A 19,987-nucleotide genomic window follows, 5' to 3' on the forward strand; every position below is an offset into this window, starting at 1 on the left:
CCGGCATTGAGAAGGGCAATCTTGCGCGGTTGGGAGTAGCCTTAAGGCAACAAGCAAGGGCAACGGAGCCATTGATGAAGTGCACCATTCTAACGGTCATTGTGTTGGCCGCGCTCTCGATAAGTGCAGCGCAGGCGCAAGAGTTGCAAACGGTCCCTGTTGCACCATCAGCGGCCCCCGGTTCACCCGGCACCGCAACCCCCACGCCATACCCGCAGATTACCCCGACCACTGTACCCAAGGTCGGCAGCAGTAGCGGCGGTGAACCGTTGTTGCCACCGATCGAAATGCCCAACCCGCCCAAGGACCAGACCTTGCCGGGGCTTGAGCAGATTCAGCAAAAAAACAAATCTCCCGGCGGTTAAATCTGTTGCGAGAGCAATTGGCCGTCGGCCATGCGCAGGCGTTTGGACAGCGACACGGCAATGGCGCGGATGATCTTCGCGGCGATTTTCGGTGCGTCGTTGAGCATCTTTTCCAGCGAGTCCTTGCCCAGATTGAGCAATTGGCAATTGCTCGCCGCCACGCAACTGGCCGAGCGCCGTTCGCCATCGAGGACGGCCATTTCGCCGAATGCCCGGCCGCTGCGTAGCGTTGCGATCGTCACCGGCTTGCCGTCGCTATTGGTTTTCTGCACCGCCACCTGACCCGAGTGAATGATGCACATGAAGCTGCCGGCATCACCTTCGTGGAAGATCTCCTGGCCCTCGGCGATGGTGCTGATGCTGAAGTAGCCGGCAGCCGCCGTGAAATCGGCCAGTTGCAGTTGATCGAACAGGCCACAGTCCATCAGCCAGTCGCGAATTTCTTTGTTCAGCAGGGTCGGTTCTGACATGTCATCACAGTCTTTTTTTGTGTCTGTTGCTGGTTCGGGCTTTGTGGGTAATTACCAATCCCTTGTGGGAGCGAGCTTGCTCCCACATTTAAGACCCATACGCCTTGCAGAGTTCCTCAGGCGATACCCAGTACCTTGAAAACAAATGCGTATTCGAGGGCTACGTCACGTAATCCTTGATAACGCCCGCTCATCCCGCCATGACCGGCACCCAGTTCGGTCTTGAGCAGCAACAGATTATTGTCGGTTTTGGTCGCTCGCAACTTGGCCACCCACTTGGCTGCTTCCCAATACTGCACGCGGCTGTCGTTGTAGCCGGCGATCACCAGGGTTGCCGGATAGGCGTGAGCGCCGACGTTTTCGTACGGCGCGTATGCCTTGATCCGATCATAAACTGCCGGCTCTTCAGGATTGCCCCATTCGTCGTATTCGGTGACGGTCAGCGGCAAGTCCGGATCGAGCATGGTGTTGAGCACGTCGACGAACGGCACCTCGGCAATCGCCGCCGCAAACAGTTCCGGGCGCTGGTTGAGCACCGCGCCGATCAGCAATCCGCCGGCACTGCCGCCGCTGATGGCCAGTTGTTTGGCGGTGGTGTGGCCGTTGGCGATCAGGTGTTCGGCGCAGGCGATGAAGTCGCTGAAGGTGTTCTGCTTGTGTTCCTGCTTGCCGGCGCGATACCAGGCTTCGCCCAACTCACCGCCGCCGCGCACGTGGGCGATGGCGAAGGCAACGCCGCGATCGAGCAGACTCAGGCGCGCATGGGAGAACCACGGGTCGAGGCTTTCGCCGTAGGCGCCGTAGCCGTAAAGGTAAAGCGGCGTCGGCTTGCCGAGCATTTCACGTTTGACCACCAGGCTGATCGGCACCTGTGTGCCATCGGGCGCGGTCGCCCACAAGCGCTGACTGACGTAGGCATCGGCGTCGAAAGGGCCAAGCACCTGGGTTTCCTTGAGCACTTTCTGTTCGCCGCTGGCGAGGGTGAGCTGGCGAATCTGCGCCGGGCGATTCAACGCCTCGTAACGCAGACGGATCTTGTCGCTGGCAAACTCCAGGCTGTTTTGCACATGCAGGCTGTAGGCCGCGTCCGGCAGTTGCACGCGGTAAGCGGGCAGGCCTTGCGGGTGAACTTCGATGATCGGCAAGCCGCCTTCGCGCAGGCTCAGGGTCATGGCCGAGGCATTCAGGCTCATGCCGTCAAGCATCACCGTGTCGCTGTGGGGGATCAGGTTTTGCCAGTCGCTTTCGGTTGGCGCGACCCCGGTGTCGGCAGCCTGATACAGCGCAAAGTTGATGCCGTCGCGGTTGCTGCGAATCAGCCAGGTCCATTGGTCGTCGAGCTTGCCGTGGTCGACGTCGTACTCGTGATCTTCAACCCGTGGTGCCAGGCAGGTGAAGGCCTGTTGTGGCTGCGACGCATCGAGCACCCAGACTTCGCTGGTGGTCTTGCTGCCCAGCGACAGCAGCAACTGGCGTTCGGAGCTTGAGCGGTAGCAGTGCAGGAAAAACCGTCCGTCCGGTTCAAAGAAGACTTCTTCGGCGGCGGTACCGTCGAGACGATAACGGAACAGCTTGTGCGGGCGATGGGTGTCATCCAGCTCGCCGAAAAACAGCGTCAGGCTGTCGTTGGCCCAGGTCATGCTGCCGTCGCAATTCTCGAACGCCAGTTCGCTGACCTTGCCGTTGGACAGCTCCTTGACGAACAGCGTGTAAATCTCTTCACCGCTGGTATCGAGGCTGTAGGCCAGGCGCTGGTGGTCCGGGCTGATGCTGAAGGCGCCCAGCGAGAAAAAACCGCCATTGGCCAGCACATTGGGGTCGAGCAGCAGCTGTTCCTGGCTTTCGTCGACCTGCAGGCTGTCGTCGGCCGGGCGCGGGCAGCGGTAATGCCGGGCATATTCGTCACCGGCGACGGTGCGGGTGTAATACAGGTAGGGCCCCCACGGGGAGGGCAGCGACAGGTCGGTTTCGAGAATCCGGCTTTTTATTTCGTTGAACAGGGTTTCACGCAGCTCGGCCTGGTCGGCCAGTTGTGCTTCCTGGTAGGTGTTTTCAGCCTTGAGGTAGTCGAGCACCTGTGCGCTGTCGCGCTCCTGCAGCCAGGCGTACGGGTCATCGCCGTCGGCCTTGTGGGCAATCGGGGCGCTGCAAACGTGGGCGGATAGGGGCATGAAGGACTCTCGAGCGTTGTGTAAAAATGGCTTCACAGACAGCGGGGCAGCCTGATCGCTGAAAAGCCGTTATCATAAGCGCCTCTTTGCCTGCCTTGCCATGGACACCATGACCGAGAACGACTATCTGATCGCTTGGGGCCTTTACGCCTTTGCCGCTTTAGGCTGCCTGTTGGTGTGGATGCGGCTGACCCGCTGGATGTGGCGCTGGTTGCGCGAGCCACTGCGTCTGCTCATGGTCGTGCTGTTGTTCAGCCCGACCATTATCGACCCGGTGAAGGAAAAATTCGCCCCGGCCATCGCTATTACTGCCCTGGACCTGCTGTTCAAGGTCGGTAACAACATCTGGCGCGCGATTTCCGACCTGGTCATGTACAGCATGATCGCCTTTGGCATTTACCTGATCTTCGCGTTGATCCGCTTTCCCATCGAGCGCGCCTCCAATGCTCGCAAGGAGCGGGAGGCCGCCGCGAAAGCCGCTGCCAAGGCTGCCGATCCGGATGATGACCAGCCCTTTGGCGGTGCTGGTGACGATCGTTATGGTCGTCCGCCGGTTCCGAGTAACCCCCAGCGTTCGCGAGTTGAACCCCGTCTTTGACGTTGCCCCGGCATTGAAGCGAGAGTCCAGGCATGTGTGAATTATTGGGCATGAGCGCCAATGTACCGACCGATATCGTGTTCAGCTTCACCGGGCTGATGCAGCGAGGCGGTCGAACCGGCCCGCATCGGGACGGTTGGGGTATCGGGTTCTATGAAGGCCGCGGCCTGCGCTTGTTTCAGGACCCGGCGGCGAGTTGTGATTCCGAAGTTGCGCTGCTGGTGCAGCGCTATCCGATCAAGAGCGAAGTGGTGATCGGGCATATCCGCCAGGCCAATGTCGGCAAGGTCTGCCTGTCCAACACTCACCCGTTCGTGCGTGAGCTGTGGGGCCGCAACTGGTGTTTCGCACATAACGGCCAACTGACCGACTTCCAGCCGACTGCCAGTTTTTACCGACCCATTGGCGACACCGACAGTGAAGCGGCGTTCTGCGATGTGCTCAACCGCGTACGTGAAGCCTTCCCGGAGCCGGTTGAAGTCGAGCAGTTGCTACCGAGCCTGGTGGCGGCGTGCGCCGAATACCGTAGCAAAGGTGTGTTCAACTGCCTGTTGAGCGACGGCGATTGGCTGTTCTGTTATTGCTCGACCAAATTGGCGCAGATCACCCGACGTGCGCCGTTTGGTCCGGCACGCTTGAAGGATGCGGACGTCATCGTCGACTTCCAGGCCGAAACCACGCCCAACGATGTGGTGACGGTCATTGCTACCGAACCCCTGACCGAAAACGAAACCTGGACCCGTTACGAACCGGGCCAATGGAGCCTGTGGCGACGCGGTGAATGCGTCAGCCAGGGCAAGACCGAATAAGGAACACCTTTCTATGTTGCTCAGTTATTTGCGGCTGGTGTTGTTTGCGATCGGCCTGTTGGTGGGTGTGCAGGTGCCGGGTTTCATCAACGATTACGCCAAGCGGGTCGAGGCGCACCTGATCGAAGCGCAGACCGGCTTGCGAGGGTTTCAAGGCACCGCCGAGCAGTTCTTCAAGGGCGACCTGCAAGCATTGGTTGCTCATTACCGCGCCAGTGATGACCCGGTGTTTCGCAGCGATGCTGACAGCCTGAGCACCTTGCTCACTCGCCAATTGGCGCTGGACAAGCAATTCCAGGCCATGCAAGGCCCGTGGTACATCCGTGTCTTGCAGGTGGTGTTGGCGGCTGACCCGGATATTCGCAAGGAAACCTGGAATGGCTACAGCTACCAGCTGTTGCTGACACCTGAAGCCATGGGCTGGGGGCTGAGCGGGGCGATGTTGCTGTCGTTCGGGCTGGAATGCCTGTTCCGCCTGATCGACTGGGTGGTGTTGGGCGGCAAGCGGCTGCGCCAGAGCCGGCCGATTGAAGAGCGCGATTTGCGCGGTTTGTAACACCCTTCGTAGGAGCATGGCTTGCCGGCGATGGCGTCCTTGAGATCGCTATCGTCGGAACGCCGCCCGGAGCAAGCTCTGCTCCTACAAAAATTACCAATCGATCGAGTAGCTCATGCTCAACGTACGGCCTTCGGCGTTGGCGTACGGCGCTTTGGCGTTGGCCTGGGCGAACAGGTTGACGTACGTGCGATCGGTCAGGTTATACACTCCGCCTTCGAGACGCCCGACCGGCAATCGCACGGAACCCAACAAGTCCACCAGCGTATAGCCCTTGATGTCACGCCCGTTGTTGTCCTTGGCGGCGGCGTCGTAACTGGCCAGGCGCATGCCTTGCAAACGCAGGGTGTAGTCATCTTCGGTGTAGCCGACGAACAGCGTGGTCTTGGCCGGTGAGATGCGTGTCGCCGGCAGGTCGATCCATTTGCCGTTCTGCTCGGTCTCGCCCTTGGCCCACGCATAAGTGCCCCCCACCGACCAGTGATCGGTCGCGCGGTAGGTCAGGCTGTTTTCGATGCCGCGTACCCGTTCCTTCTGGTTGATCAGGCGCAGGACACGATCATTGGCATCGTAGAACTGGGTCACGTCCGAGGTGTTTTCATACACGGTGACGTCGGCCTGCCACTGATCCCAGTTACCGCGCCAGCCCAACTCGTAGCTGTCGACCTTGATGGCCTGGGCGTTGAGGCTCTGGATGTCGAAGGTACTGTTCACATCACGCAAGAAGCGCTGGATATCCGGCAGCGAAAAACCCTGGCTGTAATTGGCGAAGATGTCCTGATTTTCACTCAGGTGATAGACCGCGCCCAGGTTGTACAGCGTGGCGTCATATTTGAGGGTATCGCCGGGCAGGGTGGCGCGCACACCGGTCTGGACGATCTGACCGTAGGCGATGCTGTCGGCGACCTCACTTTCGATCCACTCGCGACGCACACCGCCACGCAAGGTCCAGTCGCCAACGTCCCAGGACATTTGCCCGAACAGCGCCTTGGTGGTGGTTTCGAGATCCGGGCCCATCTCGTAGGTGGTGCCGGTCTTGGTGTAGGTCAGCCCTTTGAGGGTGTACTGGTCGCCACGCTGGCGCGAGCGCTCGTGATCGTAGTCGGCGCCCCAGACCAGATTGCCCGTAGCGCTGCCGATGGCCGGCAAGGGCGTGTCGATGGCCGCGCGCAAGCCGTAGACATCCTGCACGCTGTTGTTGTCGGCGATCCCGGCCTTGCCCCGCGACAGGTCCGGGAAGAACAGCGCGTCGGCCCGGCGCCAGTAGCTTTCCAGCTGCAGGCCCTGACCGTAGAAGTCCTTGTCGGTGTAGTTGAGGTTGACCGCCTGGTTATGGGTGTAGGGCTGGTCGTCGAGTTTCAGCCCTTTGACCGCTACGGCTTGCTGCAGGTTTTTCGGGTCTTTGGTGAAGTCCGTGTCCTGCTGGTCCTTGTAGTCCTGCAGCGACAGGCTGAGTTTTTTATCGGCATCCAGTTCGTAACCGAAACGACCTTGCAGGTCATAGGTTTCGGTGTCCATGTTGCTGCCCTGGGAGGTGTCCTGAGGGATGCGCTTGCCGTTGCCATCGAACTGATCGTTGCGCTGGGTCAGGTCGGCGGACACGTACCAGTCCAGCGCATCCTTGCGCCCGGTCGCACTCTGGAAAGCTTCGTAGGCGAAGCCTTTGCTGTTGAGGTTATTGCCGCTGGTCAGGCCCAGTTTGCTGCTGTAGGCAATGTCCTGGCCCTGATTGCGCTTGGTGATGATGTTGATGATGCCGCCCGAAGCGCCGGCACCGTAGATGCTGCTGGCGCCGGAAATCACTTCGATGCGCTCGATGCTGGCCGGTGCGATGCTGTTGAGCTGGCGGAAGTTGTCGCGCGTAGCGTTCTGCGATACGCCGTCGATCAACACCAGCATGTTGCGCCCGCGCAGGGTCTGGCCGAAGTTGCTCATCCCGCCGCTGGACGGTGCCAGGCCGGGCACCAATTGCCCGAGAATGTCGGAGACCCGGCGACCCGCGCCGCTCTGCTCGCGGACCTGCTGTTCGTCGATGACCTGGACCGAGCCCGGAATCGAGGCAATGCTCGCTTCGCTGCGAGTCGCGGAAACAACGGTGGCTTGCATGTTCAAGGTGCCGGGTTGCTGCTCGGTCTCCTCGGCCCAGGTTTGGGCGCTGAAGGAGCCAAGCAGCGGAATCAACAGAGAAAGTTTGGTTCGGGTCATGACGTGGTCTTTTTTTAGTTTTGATAAGTGTGGGTAGATAAGGGAGTGGGGCCGGGTGTGGAGGTGAAGGACCGCACCCAGCGAATCCCGATGGCGGCCAGCGCGTAAGTCAGCGCCACCAGCCAGAAGCTGTGGGCCAGCCCGACCAGCCCCATGCCGATCCCGCCGAGCACGGCACCGAGCAAGGCGCCAGCCTTGGCCGCGCTGTTGCCGAGGCCGAGGGCAAAACCCTGTTGGCTTGAAGCAACGGTGTTGGCGATCAGCGCGTAGGCGACCGGAAGCAGGGCGCCTTGCCAGATACCCCAGACCAGCCGGCTGACGAGAAACCCCAGCCATTCGTTGGCCAGTGCGGTGGCGGCTAAAGTGAGGGCACAGAGCCAGGCGACGCCTTCGATGACGCGCAAGGTGTAGGCCGGTTGCCAGCGGTCGAACAGGCGTCCCCACAGCGGGGCGGAAATGGCCAGGGTCGCGGCGCTCGCCGCATAAGTGGCGCCGATCAGCCAGCTCGGTGCGTGCAGAATCTCGGCGACGTACAGTGCGTAGAACGGCTGCGGCATCATCTTCGCGGCCTGAATCAACACGATCACCAGCAGGATTCCACCGAGCCAGCCTTTGGGCAGGGCCACCGGCGCAAGCGGTATTTTCGTCGAGGCGCGCGCCTTGTCGGCCGGCAGGAAAAAACTCCCCAGTGCGCACAGCAGGCAAATCGCCGTCGCGCCATAACAGAGCAGGGCGAACCCCGAGATATCCATCAACCAACCGCCCAGCACCGGACCGATCAACGAGCCGACGGCGGTCGCCGATTGCAGGCGGGCCAGGGTGTGACCGCGCCGGGAACTGTCGCAGCAGGCGAGGGCATAGGCTTGCGCGGCGGCGAGAAACCCGGCCAATGCGCCTTGCATCACGCGAATGCCCACCAGCAGCCACGGGTCGACGGTGATGGCCGCCAACCCTTGGCACAACGCCAATGCCAGCAACGCCCGAACGATCATCGGCTTGTGCCCGGTGCGATCACCCAACTGGCCCCACACGGGAGTCAGGAGCATGGCCGCGAGCATCGGACCGGCATAGACCAGCGCCGATAACAGTGCGGTGTAGCCGGCGCCCTCTGGCCCGAGCAGATGGCGGATCTGCAAGGGCCAGAACGGGCCGCTCATTTCCATGGCACCCATGGAGACCAACTGGATGACGATCAGCAGTCGCAATGCGCGACTGTCAGCGAGCATGGGCGCTGGATCGCAGTGGGTTGCTCAAGCGTCCGACGATGTCGGCGTGGCTGTCGTGCAAGCGCATGCGCATGAACGATTTGGCTGGCCAATCCTGTTCCAGCAAGGCCGCGCGCTCGCTGTCCCAGCGTGCCGGTTCGACACGTTCGCGCAAGGCGTCGAAGCACTCTGCAACGTGCGCTGCCAATCGCTCCCACAGGAGGTTTTCCGATACGTTCCAGTGACGGGCACAGAGCAACGTCAGCTCGCCGAGGTGGCACATGAACGTGGTGTGCAGGAGTTTGTCGCGGACAAAACCGGGCTCGTCGTACAGGGTCATTTTCGGATCGTGCAGCTGGATATCCAGACCCTTGGCATGCAGGGTCTTGCGATCGATGCGGATGTCGCCGAAGTCACGCAGTAACAGCCGATTCAACTGCCCGTCAGCGCCCATCAGCATGAAGCTGTTTTGCTGGTGCGCTTCGAACGCCACGCCATACATCAGGTAAATGCCCAACAGGCTCGGTACGGCAATCGACAGGTAGTCATCGAAGAACGCCAGCATGGCCTCGCTGTCGTCACGGCCCTGGGCCAGGCGTACCCAATCGCGCAGCAACGGCTGTTCGAATTCGTTGACGGCGAACAGGCTGCCGACCGGTATCGCCAACTCGCCTGCTTGCAGCAGGGTCAGCGGGTTGTCGCGGTAGAGCACGGCGGCATGCCGGGACAGTTCGTCATTGGCCGGTTGTGGCGCGTAATGCACGCCGATACGCTCCGGCACGATGTTCAGCAAACGCTGAATCTGCGGCTCCTGATCGAGAATATCCAGCAACAGCTGACTGATGCGCGGCCCCATCCGGGTCGAACGCGGCGACACGGTGCGCTGCACGCTGGTCAGGCGCAAGGCCACCGGCAACTTGACCATTGGCGCAACGCGACTGGCCTCAGGTACGACCGTGCGGAACGACATGGTCGGATGGCCAGTGAAGGCCACGATGTCGGTGACGATCAGCAGGTTGTCGGCGATTTCGTTGGCGAACGATTTTGGCAGCTCTTCATCGGCTTGCCATGGGTGCGACGGGAGCGGGAGGTAGTCCGTAACTTCCAGGCCCAGTTGCTGCAAATGGCGCTGCAATTGTTCGGCGGCCTGCGGGAAGTGACCTTGCCACCACTCCCAGTAATCGGCGCTGCCAGCCAGCGTTTCGACGTGGGCGTATTGGCGGTGCAGGGCGCACAGCACAATGGGGAAGCTCGCTTCGAACTCCGGCGAGAAAGCGATGACCTGAGTGGCGCTCAAGCCCAGTTTGGTCTTGTAGTTCGGGTGCCACGGATGGCCGAGCGTGCCCCACTGTTCAAGCAGTGATGTCGGGTTCTGGTGAGCGGGGCTGGTTTTGAGCCAGGCGAGCAGATTGTCGTCGTGTTCGGTGCCGATCTGCTCCCTCAGACGTTCGGTCCATCCATGGTGGAACGCCAGGCAGAGGGTGTCGTTGCTGTAGCTGTCATCCAGCTCGCGGGCCAGACGTTCCAGTACCTGCGGGGAGGCGGGCGGGTTCAGCTGGGTGGCGAGATGGGCGAGCAGTTCGCTGGGCAGCTGGATCTTGTGAGGCAGTGCGTCAGGGGTGTGCAGGACGATGCTGCCGCGCACGTCCCAACTGCTCATCCTGCCGCCGGACAGATGATCGAAGCACAGGTGTGCGCCGTTGCCCAGCGGCAACCAGCAGCGGCGGTTGTCATCGTATTCGCAGGTGTCGGGGTTGATCAGGTCTTCACGAAACAGCGCCTGGATCAGGCGTTGAAAACAGCGCTGGGCGGCGGGTTCCAGCGCATTGCTCAAATGATCGAGGGTGATGCGGTGGGACTGGAAAGCCTGGGTGCCGAGGGCTTCGCTCCAGTGTGCGAGCAGTTGCTGCTGTTGTTGCGTGTAGGCGCGCATCAGGTCCGACTCCTTCTGGACAGTTGTTTAGCTGAATGCGCGCTGAGAATACCGCCTAAAAATAATAATGCAAATGATAGTAATTCCTACTTGTGGTGTGGGAAAGCTCCTATTCAGAGGTCGTTCTAGTCTTTGCTCAAGACGATGTAGTGCTCGCCGACCTTCTGCGCATAGCTCTCCACCACGTGCTGACACAATGCGACGATCTCCTCGACCCATTCCGCGCCGACCCGCCACGACACCACCACTTGCAGGTTGGGCGGGCGTTGATCGACGGCCAGCAAGGTCAATTCGCCCCGGGCCAGTTCTTCACTGACCAGCACCGGCGGCAAGGCTCCAATGCCGAAACCGTCACGCAGCAATCGGGTAATCGCCGACACCGAGTTCACGCAATTGAGCTTTGGCGCGAGTACGCCATTGGCCTGCATCAGGCTGAGCACGTCCTGATGCGGGTGGGAGTTTTTCGAGTAGGTGATGATCCGTTCACGGGCCAGTTCGGCGACGCTCGCATAGTTGCGGTTGTAGATCGAATTGCTGGCGACGATCCAGCCCATCGGGTGGCTGGCCAGTTCCAGGCTGCGCACGCTTTCCTGGCGCAGCAGGTCAGTTTGCAGAATCAGGTCGAGAAAGCCTTTTTGCAGCTGATCGCAGAGATTCAGCGAGGTATCGGCGACCAACTCGATTTCTACCAGCGGATAGTGATCGGTCATCTGCGCCACCAGCGGGCTGAGCCAGGTGTGAATCACCGTGTCCATCACGCCGATGCGAACCCGTCCGACCTTGCTTGAGCGGGTTTCCAGCGACTGCTTGAGCGCTTGCATGGTGTCGATCATTTGCTCGGCGTAATCGAGCACCTTCACGCCTTCGGGCGTCAGCTTCACGCCGCGTGAATCACGCAGGAACAGCTTCACCCCAAGCTCGCTTTCCAGCACCGCGATGCGGCTGGAAATTGAGGCCTGGGTGGTGAAGAGCTTGTCGGCGGTCAGGCGAAAGCTTTTCAGCCGGGCGACCCAAACGAAGGTTTCGAGAAATTTGAGGTTCATGCGATCAACTTTTTCTTATGCCTTGGCAGGGTTTTTATTAGTTGGACGGGCAGGGCGCCGTCGTCGAAAAATGCGCCAAACCCACGATAGGCGTCGTCGGTGTTCTGAACAATACCAATAAAATTCAGCTGGAGAATTGCCATGAGTGCGCCCGACACGCTCGATGTCGCCAAACCCAAGATCGAGAGCCGCCCCGGCCCCTTCGACTGGTACCGCAACATCAATCAGCAGGAACGCCGAACCTTCTGGAGCTGCAAGATCGGCTATGGCCTGGACGGCATGGACACCCAAATGCTGAGCTTTGTGGTGCCGACACTGATCGCCATGTGGGGCATCACCACCGGCCAGGCTGGGTTGATCCACACCAGCACGCTGATCGCTTCGGCGATTGGCGGTTGGGTCGCCGGGATTCTCTCTGATCGCATCGGTCGCGTGCGCACCTTGCAACTGACGGTGCTGTGGTTTGCCTTCTTCACCTTCCTCTGCGGGTTCGCGCAAAACTACGAACAACTGTTGATTGCCCGAACCTTGATGGGCTTCGGTTTCGGTGGTGAATGGACTGCCGGCGCGGTACTGATGGGCGAGGTCATCCGCGCCAAGGACCGCGGGAAGGCGGTGGGCATGGTGCAATCCGGCTGGGCCCTGGGTTGGGGCCTGACGGCGATTCTCTATGCGCTGCTGTTCTCGGTCCTGCCGCCGGAGGATGCCTGGCGTGCGCTGTTCATCCTCGGCATCGTGCCGGCAATTTTCGTGATCTTCGTCCGCCGGTTGGTCAAGGACCCGGAAATCTACCGCCAGGCCAAGGCCCGGCAGGAACCGAGCAACCCGTCGAAGTTCTACGAGATCTTCGCCCCCGGCATGCTCAGCACCACACTTCGCGCGTCCTTGCTGACCACTGGCGCCCTGGGCGGTTACTACGCGATCACTTCCTGGCTGCCGACCTTCCTGAAAAACGAGCGCGGACTGAGCGTACTCGGCACTGGCGGTTATCTGGCGATGGTGATTCTCGGGTCTTACGCCGGCTATGTGATCAGTGCCTATCTGACCGACATTCTGGGTCGCAAGAAAAACTTCATTCTGTTCGCGGCCGGCTCGTTCACCATTGTGCTGCTCTACACCCAACTGCCGGTCAGCAATGGTGTGATGCTCTGGCTGGGCTTCCCGCTGGGGTTCTTCGCCTCGGGGATTTTCAGTGGCATGGGGGCGTTTCTCACCGAGCTGTTTCCAACGCGGATTCGCGGCTCGGGCCAGGGCTTTTGCTACAACGTTGGTCGCGCGCTGGCGGCGCTGTTTCCGCTGCTAATCGGTTTGCTCAGCCAGAAAGTACCGCTGAGCGTCGGGATCGGCGCGTTTGCGGCGGTGTCCTACGGTGTAGTGATCCTGGCGGCGTTGAGCCTGCCGGAAACCCGCGGCAAGCAACTCGATGCGCAGTAACTGATAATCTGGAGACCGCTCGAACGTCCCCGGTTAAAACGATAAAAACCTCAGGAGTACTCACCGTGAGCCGCCTGCTATTGAACTGCGATATCGGCGAAAGCTTTGGTCACTGGACCATGGGGCTGGATGCCGAAGTGATGCCGTACATTGATTGCGCCAACATTGCCTGCGGGTTCCATGCCGGCGACCCGAGCATCATGCGCAAGACCGTCGGCCTGGCGCTGAGCCATGGCGTGCAGATTGGTGCGCATCCGGCCTATCAGGATCTGGTGGGGTTTGGCCGCCGTTCCATGGCCTACACCGCGCAGGAACTTCAGGATCTGCTGCACTACCAGATCGGCGCGCTGGACGGTATTTGCCGGGCGCAGGGCGCTCGCGTCAGTTACGTCAAACCTCACGGTGCGATGTACAACGACATGATGGCCAACCCGGCGCAACTGCGGGCGGTGATTCAGGCTGTCGCGGCGTATGACCCTCAACTGCCGTTGATGCTGATGGCCACCCGTGACAACCACGCGGCTCAACTGATGGGCGACGAGTACGGTGTGACGCTGTGGTTCGAAGCGTTCGCCGACCGTGCCTATGACAGCGCCGGGCATCTGGTTTCGCGGCAGTTGCCGGGTGCGGTGCATCACGATCCCGAGACAATCATTCAACAGGCACTGACCATCGCTCGCGGTGACAACCTTGTCGCCAGTGATGGCAGCGCCTTGCATTTGCAGGCCAACACTCTGTGCGTACACGGCGATAACGCCAGTTCGGTGGCGGCGGTGCAGCGGATCCGTGAAGCGTTGAATCAGCAGAGCGCGCCATGAAGCCACGGGTTGAAGTGGTGGCCATCGATTGCCTGATGGTGCGGCTGTTCGATGAAATCGCCGAAGCCAACATGCCATGGATGCTCGCCGCCAGCGAGCGACTGCGTGCAGGATTCGCCGGGCATTTGATCGATCTGGTGCCGTCTTATACAACCCTGATGGTGCATTACGATTTGCTCGCCTTGAGTCCGGTCCAGGCGCGTGAGCTGATCGCCGAAGCCTTGACCGATCTGACCCCGAACGCCCGGGCCAGTGGTCAATGTCATGTGTTGCCGGTCTGGTATGACCTCAGTGTCGGGCCGGAGCTGAGCCTGCTTTCGCAGCGCAGCGGGCTGGCCGTGGATGAGGTGATTCGTCGCCACAGCGAGCGTGAGTATCAAGTCTTCGCGCTGGGTTTTGCGCCGGGGTTTGCTTTTATGGGACTGGTTGAGGAGGTGCTGGCCGCGCCCCGTTTGAATACTCCGCGCAAGCGCGTGGCGGCCGGCAGCGTGGGGATTGCCGAGCGGCAGACAGCGGCGTATCCGGTGGTATCGCCGGGTGGTTGGAACCTGATCGGTCGCACCCCCGCCAAACTGTTTGATCGTGAACGTGAGGGCTACAGTCTGATGCAACCGGGCGATACGGTGCGTTTTGCAGCGGTCAGTCATGCCGAGTTCGTCACTCTGGGCGGCGACGATACGCCGCTGGAGGTGCTGGCATGAGCCGTTTGACGATCGAAGCCAGCACGCCGTTGTGCTTGCTGCAGGATGCCGGCCGGTTCGGTGTGCGGCATCTGGGCGTGACCCAGGGCGGTGCGGCGGATTGGCTGTCGATGTCCTGGGCCAACTGGCTGCTGGGTAACTCGCTGGAGGCCGCGGTGATTGAAGTCACCCTCGGCGGTTTGACCCTGGAGGCGCAAGACGATTGCTGTCTGGCGCTGGCGGGGGCGGACCTCGGTGTGCTGCTCGATGGCCAGCCGCTGGCGCCGTGGCGCAGCTTTCAGCTGAAGAAAGGCCAGCGTTTGCAATTTACCCAACCGGTGCACGGTGCCCGCGCCTATCTGGCGGCGCCTGGCGGTTTCAACGCGCCCAAGGTGTTGGGCAGTTGTGCGACGGTGGTGCGCGAGGAACTCGGTGGTCTCGACGGTTTTGGCCGACCCCTGGCACGCGGTGCCGAATTGGGATATTCGGGACCGGCGCAGGCTCTGCGGGAGGTGCCGCGCGAGCAGCGACCGGACTTCACGCTGAATCAGCCGCTGGACCTGGTGCTCGGTGCGCAACATGGCGAGTTCAGCGGGCAAAGCCTGTTCGACGCCTTCAACCGTGTCTGGACCCTCGACAGTCGTGCTGACCGCATGGGCATCCGTTTGCTGGGGACGGCGTTGCAGTATCAAGGCAAGCCGATGATCTCCGAAGGCATCCCGCTGGGCGCGGTTCAAGTGCCACCGGACGGACAGCCGATCGTGCTGCTCAATGATCGGCAGACCATTGGCGGTTATCCACGGTTAGGCGCGTTGACGCCGTTGGCGTTGGCACGACTGGCGCAGTGTTTGCCGGGGCAGCAGATTCGATTGGCACCGATGGTGCAGGAAACGGCGCATCGGCAGCAGGTTGAGTATTTGCGCAGGTTCCTTTAAGCACAGCCGAGCATTGTGGCGAGGGGGCTTGCCCCCGTTGGGTTGCGAAGCGACCCTAAAACCTGTGGCGGGGTTCTATCGGGTAAACGCATGCAGCCGACTTGCGACTGCTGCGCAGCCGAACGGGGCGCTGCGGCGTTCCGACAAGCCCCCTCGCCACAGAGAACGCAGTTATTTGGAGAGAAACCGCATCCCTTCTTCCAGCCCGCGCAAGGTCAGCGGGAACATCTGGTCTTCGATCAGATCGCGCACGATCTTGGTCGAGGAGGTGTAGCCCCAGGTGTCTTTCGGGTATGGATTGATCCAGATGAGCTTCTTGTACTTCTCCATGAAGCGCTGCATCCACACGTAACCGGCTTCTTCGTTCCAGTGTTCGACGCTGCCGCCGGCCTGGGTGATTTCGTAAGGCGCCATGGCGGCATCGCCGACGAAGATCACTTTGTAGTCGGCACCGTACTTGTGCAGCAGGTCCATGGTCGCCGTGCGTTCCGAGCCACGGCGCATGTTGTTCTTCCACACCGATTCATAAATGAAGTTGTGGAAGTAGAAGTACTCCAGGTGCTTGAACTCGGTCTTGCAGGCCGAAAACAGCTCCTCGCAGATCTTCACATGGGCGTCCATCGAGCCGCCGATGTCGAACAGCAGCAACAGCTTGATGTTGTTGCGGCGTTCCGGGCGCATCTGAATATTCAGCAGCCCCGCGTCACGGGCGGTGTGGTCGATGGTGCCGTCGATGTCCAACTCGTCCGCCGCACCCTGGCGGGCGAATTTGCGCAGCCGCCGCAGAGCCACTTTGATATTGCGTGTGCCCAATTCAACTTGATCGTCGAGGTTCTTGTACTCGCGCTGGTCCCAGACCTTGACCGCTTTGCCCTGGCGTTTGCCGGCATCGCCGACCCGGATGCCTTCCGGGTTGAAACCGCCGGAGCCGAACGGGCTGGTGCCACCGGTGCCGATCCACTTGTTGCCGCCGGCATGGCGTTCTTTCTGTTCTTCGAGACGTTTCTTGAATTCTTCGATCAGCTTGTCGAGGCCGCCGAGGGACTGGATCTGCGCCCGTTCTTCATCGGTCAGTGAACGTTCGAATTCCTTGCGCAACCAGTCTTCGGGAATCAGTGCCTGAAGGTGATCGTCGAGTTTTTCCAGGCCATTGAAGTAGGCCCCGAACGCCCGGTCGAACTTGTCGAAATGCCGTTCGTCCTTCACCAGAATCGCCCGCGACAAGTAATAAAACTCGTCCATGTCAGCGAAGGTCACGCGCTGTTTCAGCGCGTTGATCAGGTCGAGCAGCTCACGCACCGAGACCGGCACCTTGGCTGCGCGCATTTCATTGAACAGGTTGAGCAGCATGGCTATCGCCTACGATTTCATGAAAAGAGGGATCAGCGGGTGCCGCGACGGCTCATAAATGCCAGGCGCTCGAGCAACTGCACGTCTTGTTCGTTCTTCACCAGGGCGCCGGCCAGTGGCGGAATGGCCTTGGTCGGATCGCGTTCGCGCAGTACCGCTTCGCCGATGTTGTCGGCCATCAGCAATTTGAGCCAGTCGACCAGTTCGGACGTCGATGGCTTCTTCTTCAAACCCGGGACCTTGCGCACATCGAAGAACACGTCCAGCGCTTCGCTGACCAGGTCTTTCTTGATGTTCGGGTAATGCACGTCGACGATTTTTTGCAGGGTGACGCGGTCCGGGAAGGCGATGTAGTGGAAGAAGCAACGGCGCAGGAAGGCGTCCGGCAGCTCTTTCTCGTTGTTGGAAGTAATGATAATGATCGGACGCTGCTTGGCCTTGATGGTCTCGTCGATCTCGTAAACGTAGAACTCCATCTTGTCGAGTTCTTGCAGCAGGTCGTTCGGGAACTCGATGTCGGCCTTGTCGATTTCGTCGATCAGCAGAATCACCCGCTCTTCGGACTCGAAGGCTTCCCACAGCTTGCCCTTTTTCAGGTAGTTGCGGATGTCATGGACCTTGTCCACACCCAACTGCGAGTCACGCAGGCGGCTGACCGCGTCGTACTCGTACAGGCCCTGGTGAGCCTTGGTGGTGGACTTGATGTGCCAGGTGATCAGGCGTGCACCGAAGGACTCGGCCAGTTGCTCGGCGAGCATGGTCTTGCCGGTGCCGGGTTCGCCCTTGACCAGCAAGGGGCGCTCCAGGGTGATGGCGGCGTTGACCGCCAGCTTCAGGTCATCGGTGGCGACATATGCGCTGGTGCCTTCGAACTTCATCGGTAATTCCTCGAACGGTAACGCCGATCTGCGCCGGGCAGGGTGGGCGAAATAAAAGTATGCCCGACTATAACGCGGCGCCCGGTCGACTGTGAACGCAGACGGCTTATTCAGTCTCTGAATGGAGCGTCACAAGGTGACTCGGTCAGCTCAAGGGTTGGGCGCAAGTGTCGGTTGCCCGTTTGTCGCGACTGGACGCACGAGGGGTGCGAGGCATACCCTTGAAGGCTTCTTCAACGCTGTACAAGGACCCAGCCATGAGCCGCATTTTTGCTGATAACGCGCATTCCATTGGCAATACGCCATTGGTTCAGATCAACCGCATTGCGCCTCGCGGCGTGACCATTCTGGCGAAGATTGAAGGGCGCAATCCGGGCTATTCAGTCAAATGCCGGATCGGCGCGAACATGATCTGGGATGCCGAAAGCAGCGGCAAACTCAAGCCAGGCATGACCATTATCGAACCGACCTCGGGCAACACCGGCATCGGTCTGGCGTTCGTCGCGGCGGCTCGCGGCTACAAGCTGGTGCTGACCATGCCGGCGTCCATGAGCATCGAACGGCGCAAGGTGCTCAAGGCTCTGGGCGCCGAACTGGTACTGACCGAGCCTGCCAAAGGCATGAAGGGGGCCATCGAAAAGGCTGCCGAGATTCTCGCCAGTGATCCGGCCCGCTATTTCATGCCGCAGCAGTTCGAGAACCCGGCCAACCCGGCGATCCATGAAAAAACCACCGGTCCGGAAATCTGGAACGACACCGATGGCGCGATAGACGTGCTGGTCTCGGGTGTCGGCACCGGCGGGACCATCACCGGTGTTTCGCGCTATATCAAGAACACCAAGGGCAAGCCGATTCTCTCGGTGGCAGTGGAACCGCTGGTCTCGCCAGTGATTACCCAGGCCTTGGCCGGTGAAGAAATCAAGCCAAGCCCGCACAAGATCCAGGGTATCGGCGCTGGTTTTGTGCCGAAAAACCTCGATCTGTCGATGGTTGATCGGGTTGAACTGGTGAGCGATGAGGAATCCAAGGCCATGGCCCTGCGTCTGATGCAGGAGGAGGGGATTCTCTCCGGGATCTCCTGTGGTGCGGCCATGGCGGTTGCCGTACGTCTGGCCGAAACCCCGGAAATGCAGGGCAAGACTATCGTGGTGATCCTGCCGGATTCCGGCGAGCGTTACCTGTCGAGCATGTTGTTCAGCGATCTGTTTACCGAACAGGAGTTGCAGCAGTAACGTCTGTGTTGACGTTGTGGCGAGGGAGCTTGCTCGCGCTGGAGTGCGAAGCACTCCTTAACCCTGCGAGGGTGTTTCGTCAGACTGATCGCGTCAGCTGACGGGAGCAAGCTCCCTCGCCACAGGGGACTTATGTTGACTCAAATCAGTCAAGGTTCAGGTTCCTTATGTTAATAAGTGCTTTATTGCGCAACCTTTAACACTGATTGTTCAGTTATGTGGGTTTTTCCCAAGGCCGGTAGTGTTTATCATGGCCGGCTGCCATGTCGGGTAAATGACGATGCGCAGAGAGACCTTTTTCCAAGGAGTTGCCCCATGACCTTTTCCTTTGCCGCAAAGGCGTCGCTGTTGCTGCTGTTCATCGGCAGCACGCTCTACGTGCATTTGCGCGGCAAGGCGCGTTTGCCGGTCTTGCGTCAGTTCGTCAACCACTCGGCGCTGTTCGCTCCTTATAACGCCTTGATGTACCTGTTCTCGGGAGTGCCGTCCAAACCGTACCTGGACCGTAGCAAGTTCCCGGAACTGGATGTGCTCAAGGAAAACTGGGAAGTCATTCGTGACGAGGCCATGCACCTGTTCGACGAAGGCTACATTCGCGCCGCCGAGAAGAACAACGACGCCGGTTTCGGTTCGTTCTTCAAGAAGGGCTGGAAGCGTTTCTACCTCAAGTGGTACGACAAACCGCTGCCATCGGCCGAATTGCTCTGCCCGAAAACCGTCGAGCTGGTCAGCCGCATCCCCAACGTGAAAGGCGCGATGTTTGCCCTGTTGCCGGGCGGTAGCCACCTCAACCCGCACCGCGACCCGTTTGCCGGTTCCCTGCGTTATCACTTGGGCTTGTCGACACCCAACTCCGACGACTGCCGCATTTTTGTCGACGGTCAGGTCTACGCCTGGCGCGATGGCGAAGACGTGATGTTCGATGAAACCTATGTGCACTGGGTCAAGAACGAAACTGAAACGACCCGGGTGATTCTGTTCTGTGATATTGAGCGACCGCTGAGCAACCGCTTGATGACGCGTATCAACCGTTGTGTCAGTGGTTTGCTGGGCCGTGCCACGGCGCCACAAAACCTCGATGACGAGCGCGTCGGCGGGATCAACAAGGTCTACGCCTGGAGCAAGAACTCGAGCGACAAATTCAGCGGCGTGGTCAAAAAGTGGAAGCGCCGTAATCCGAAGCTGTACCGCATCCTGCGGCCAATATTGGCGGTTGTGGTGCTGACGGCGCTGGGTTACTGGTTGTTTGGCTGAAGTCTCTTTAATAAAAAACCGCTCCTTGTGAGCGGTTTTTTTTGATCCGGC

General features: G+C 60.3%; 19 protein-coding genes. 10 read left to right on the forward strand and 9 right to left on the reverse strand.

Features of this window, described 5'->3' with window-relative positions:
- Positions 1-74: 74 nt before the first annotated feature.
- The gene (locus tag KRR23_RS18555; protein ID WP_054598262.1) at positions 75-365 is read left to right on the forward strand and encodes a hypothetical protein; all 291 of its coding nucleotides are present in this window, start codon (positions 75-77) and stop codon (positions 363-365) included.
- Here the strand turns inward: KRR23_RS18555 and KRR23_RS18560 are convergent.
- Positions 362-835 carry a cyclic nucleotide-binding domain-containing protein gene (locus KRR23_RS18560; protein WP_054598263.1) on the reverse strand — a complete coding sequence of 158 codons (474 nt, stop codon included), beginning with the start codon at positions 833-835 and terminating at the stop codon, positions 362-364. The genes KRR23_RS18555 and KRR23_RS18560 overlap by 4 nt on opposite strands.
- 116 nt (positions 836-951) lie before the next feature.
- Positions 952-3,006: a S9 family peptidase gene (locus KRR23_RS18565; RefSeq protein WP_216743678.1), complete on the reverse strand. Its 2,055-nt coding sequence runs from the start codon at positions 3,004-3,006 to the stop codon at positions 952-954.
- Positions 3,007-3,106: 100 nt separating this feature from the next.
- On the opposite strand from KRR23_RS18565, the gene KRR23_RS18570 reads away from it, so the two are divergent.
- From KRR23_RS18570 to KRR23_RS18580, 3 genes are read left to right on the forward strand one after another with little or no spacing between them, the layout of a single operon-like run.
- The gene (locus KRR23_RS18570) at positions 3,107-3,604 is read left to right on the forward strand and encodes an MFS transporter (RefSeq protein WP_123582251.1); all 498 of its coding nucleotides are present in this window, start codon (positions 3,107-3,109) and stop codon (positions 3,602-3,604) included.
- A 32-nt stretch (positions 3,605-3,636) separates the two neighbouring features.
- Positions 3,637-4,413 carry a class II glutamine amidotransferase gene (locus KRR23_RS18575; protein ID WP_216743679.1) on the forward strand — a complete coding sequence of 259 codons (777 nt, stop codon included), beginning with the start codon at positions 3,637-3,639 and terminating at the stop codon, positions 4,411-4,413.
- A gap of 13 nt (positions 4,414-4,426) precedes the next feature.
- Entirely contained in the window at positions 4,427-4,969 is a 543-nt protein-coding gene (locus tag KRR23_RS18580) for a DUF2937 family protein (protein ID WP_019692484.1), read from the forward strand.
- Between the two features lie 93 nt (positions 4,970-5,062).
- Here the strand turns inward: KRR23_RS18580 and KRR23_RS18585 are convergent, their stop codons facing one another.
- From KRR23_RS18585 to KRR23_RS18605, 5 genes are all read right to left on the reverse strand, one after another.
- Positions 5,063-7,174 (reverse strand): TonB-dependent receptor, encoded by a 2,112-nt coding sequence (locus KRR23_RS18585; RefSeq protein ID WP_216743680.1) that lies wholly within the window; start codon positions 7,172-7,174, stop codon positions 5,063-5,065.
- Positions 7,175-7,188: 14 nt separating this feature from the next.
- The gene (locus KRR23_RS18590) at positions 7,189-8,400 is read right to left on the reverse strand and encodes an MFS transporter (RefSeq protein ID WP_216743681.1); all 1,212 of its coding nucleotides are present in this window, start codon (positions 8,398-8,400) and stop codon (positions 7,189-7,191) included.
- On the reverse strand, positions 8,390-10,312 hold the full coding sequence (locus KRR23_RS18595) for an IucA/IucC family siderophore biosynthesis protein (protein ID WP_216743682.1): 1,923 nt from the start codon (positions 10,310-10,312) through the stop codon (positions 8,390-8,392). Before KRR23_RS18595 ends, KRR23_RS18590 begins: the two co-directional genes overlap by 11 nt.
- A gap of 125 nt (positions 10,313-10,437) precedes the next feature.
- Positions 10,438-11,355, reverse strand: coding sequence for a LysR family transcriptional regulator (locus KRR23_RS18600; protein ID WP_216743683.1), 918 nt, complete (start codon positions 11,353-11,355; stop codon positions 10,438-10,440).
- Positions 11,352-11,498: a hypothetical protein gene (locus tag KRR23_RS18605; RefSeq protein WP_185019810.1), complete on the reverse strand. Its 147-nt coding sequence runs from the start codon at positions 11,496-11,498 to the stop codon at positions 11,352-11,354. Before KRR23_RS18605 ends, KRR23_RS18600 begins: the two co-directional genes overlap by 4 nt.
- On the opposite strand from KRR23_RS18605, the gene KRR23_RS18610 reads away from it, so the two are divergent.
- From KRR23_RS18610 to KRR23_RS18625, 4 genes are all read left to right on the forward strand, one after another.
- A complete protein-coding gene (locus tag KRR23_RS18610) occupies positions 11,497-12,789 on the forward strand; it encodes an MFS transporter (RefSeq protein WP_216743684.1) in 1,293 nt (430 codons plus the stop codon). The two genes, KRR23_RS18605 and KRR23_RS18610, sit on opposite strands and share 2 nt — an antisense overlap.
- Positions 12,790-12,854: 65 nt before the next feature.
- Positions 12,855-13,607 carry a 5-oxoprolinase subunit PxpA gene (locus tag KRR23_RS18615; protein WP_216743685.1) on the forward strand — a complete coding sequence of 251 codons (753 nt, stop codon included), beginning with the start codon at positions 12,855-12,857 and terminating at the stop codon, positions 13,605-13,607.
- Positions 13,604-14,308, forward strand: a complete 705-nt coding sequence (locus KRR23_RS18620) for an allophanate hydrolase subunit 1 (RefSeq protein WP_216743686.1) — start codon at positions 13,604-13,606, stop codon at positions 14,306-14,308. Before KRR23_RS18615 ends, KRR23_RS18620 begins: the two co-directional genes overlap by 4 nt.
- A complete protein-coding gene (locus KRR23_RS18625; RefSeq protein WP_216743687.1) occupies positions 14,305-15,222 on the forward strand; it encodes a biotin-dependent carboxyltransferase family protein in 918 nt (305 codons plus the stop codon). Before KRR23_RS18620 ends, KRR23_RS18625 begins: the two co-directional genes overlap by 4 nt.
- 171 nt (positions 15,223-15,393) lie before the next feature.
- Here the strand turns inward: KRR23_RS18625 and KRR23_RS18630 are convergent, their stop codons facing one another.
- Positions 15,394-16,572: a VWA domain-containing protein gene (locus KRR23_RS18630; RefSeq protein ID WP_145014963.1), complete on the reverse strand. Its 1,179-nt coding sequence runs from the start codon at positions 16,570-16,572 to the stop codon at positions 15,394-15,396.
- Between the two features lie 32 nt (positions 16,573-16,604).
- Positions 16,605-17,450: a MoxR family ATPase gene (locus KRR23_RS18635; RefSeq protein WP_216743688.1), complete on the reverse strand. Its 846-nt coding sequence runs from the start codon at positions 17,448-17,450 to the stop codon at positions 16,605-16,607.
- 257 nt (positions 17,451-17,707) lie between these two features.
- Between KRR23_RS18635 and cysK the strand changes: the two genes are divergently transcribed.
- Together cysK and KRR23_RS18645 are read left to right on the forward strand one after the other, a co-directional pair.
- Positions 17,708-18,682 carry a cysteine synthase A gene (cysK, locus tag KRR23_RS18640; RefSeq protein WP_216743689.1) on the forward strand — a complete coding sequence of 325 codons (975 nt, stop codon included), beginning with the start codon at positions 17,708-17,710 and terminating at the stop codon, positions 18,680-18,682.
- Between the two features lie 315 nt (positions 18,683-18,997).
- Positions 18,998-19,936, forward strand: a complete 939-nt coding sequence (locus KRR23_RS18645; RefSeq protein ID WP_216743690.1) for an aspartyl/asparaginyl beta-hydroxylase domain-containing protein — start codon at positions 18,998-19,000, stop codon at positions 19,934-19,936.
- Positions 19,937-19,987 lie beyond the last annotated feature (51 nt).

It is taken from the genome of Pseudomonas sp. CVAP#3, from assembly GCF_018986375.1.
Lineage (GTDB): Bacteria > Pseudomonadota > Gammaproteobacteria > Pseudomonadales > Pseudomonadaceae > Aquipseudomonas > Aquipseudomonas helvetica.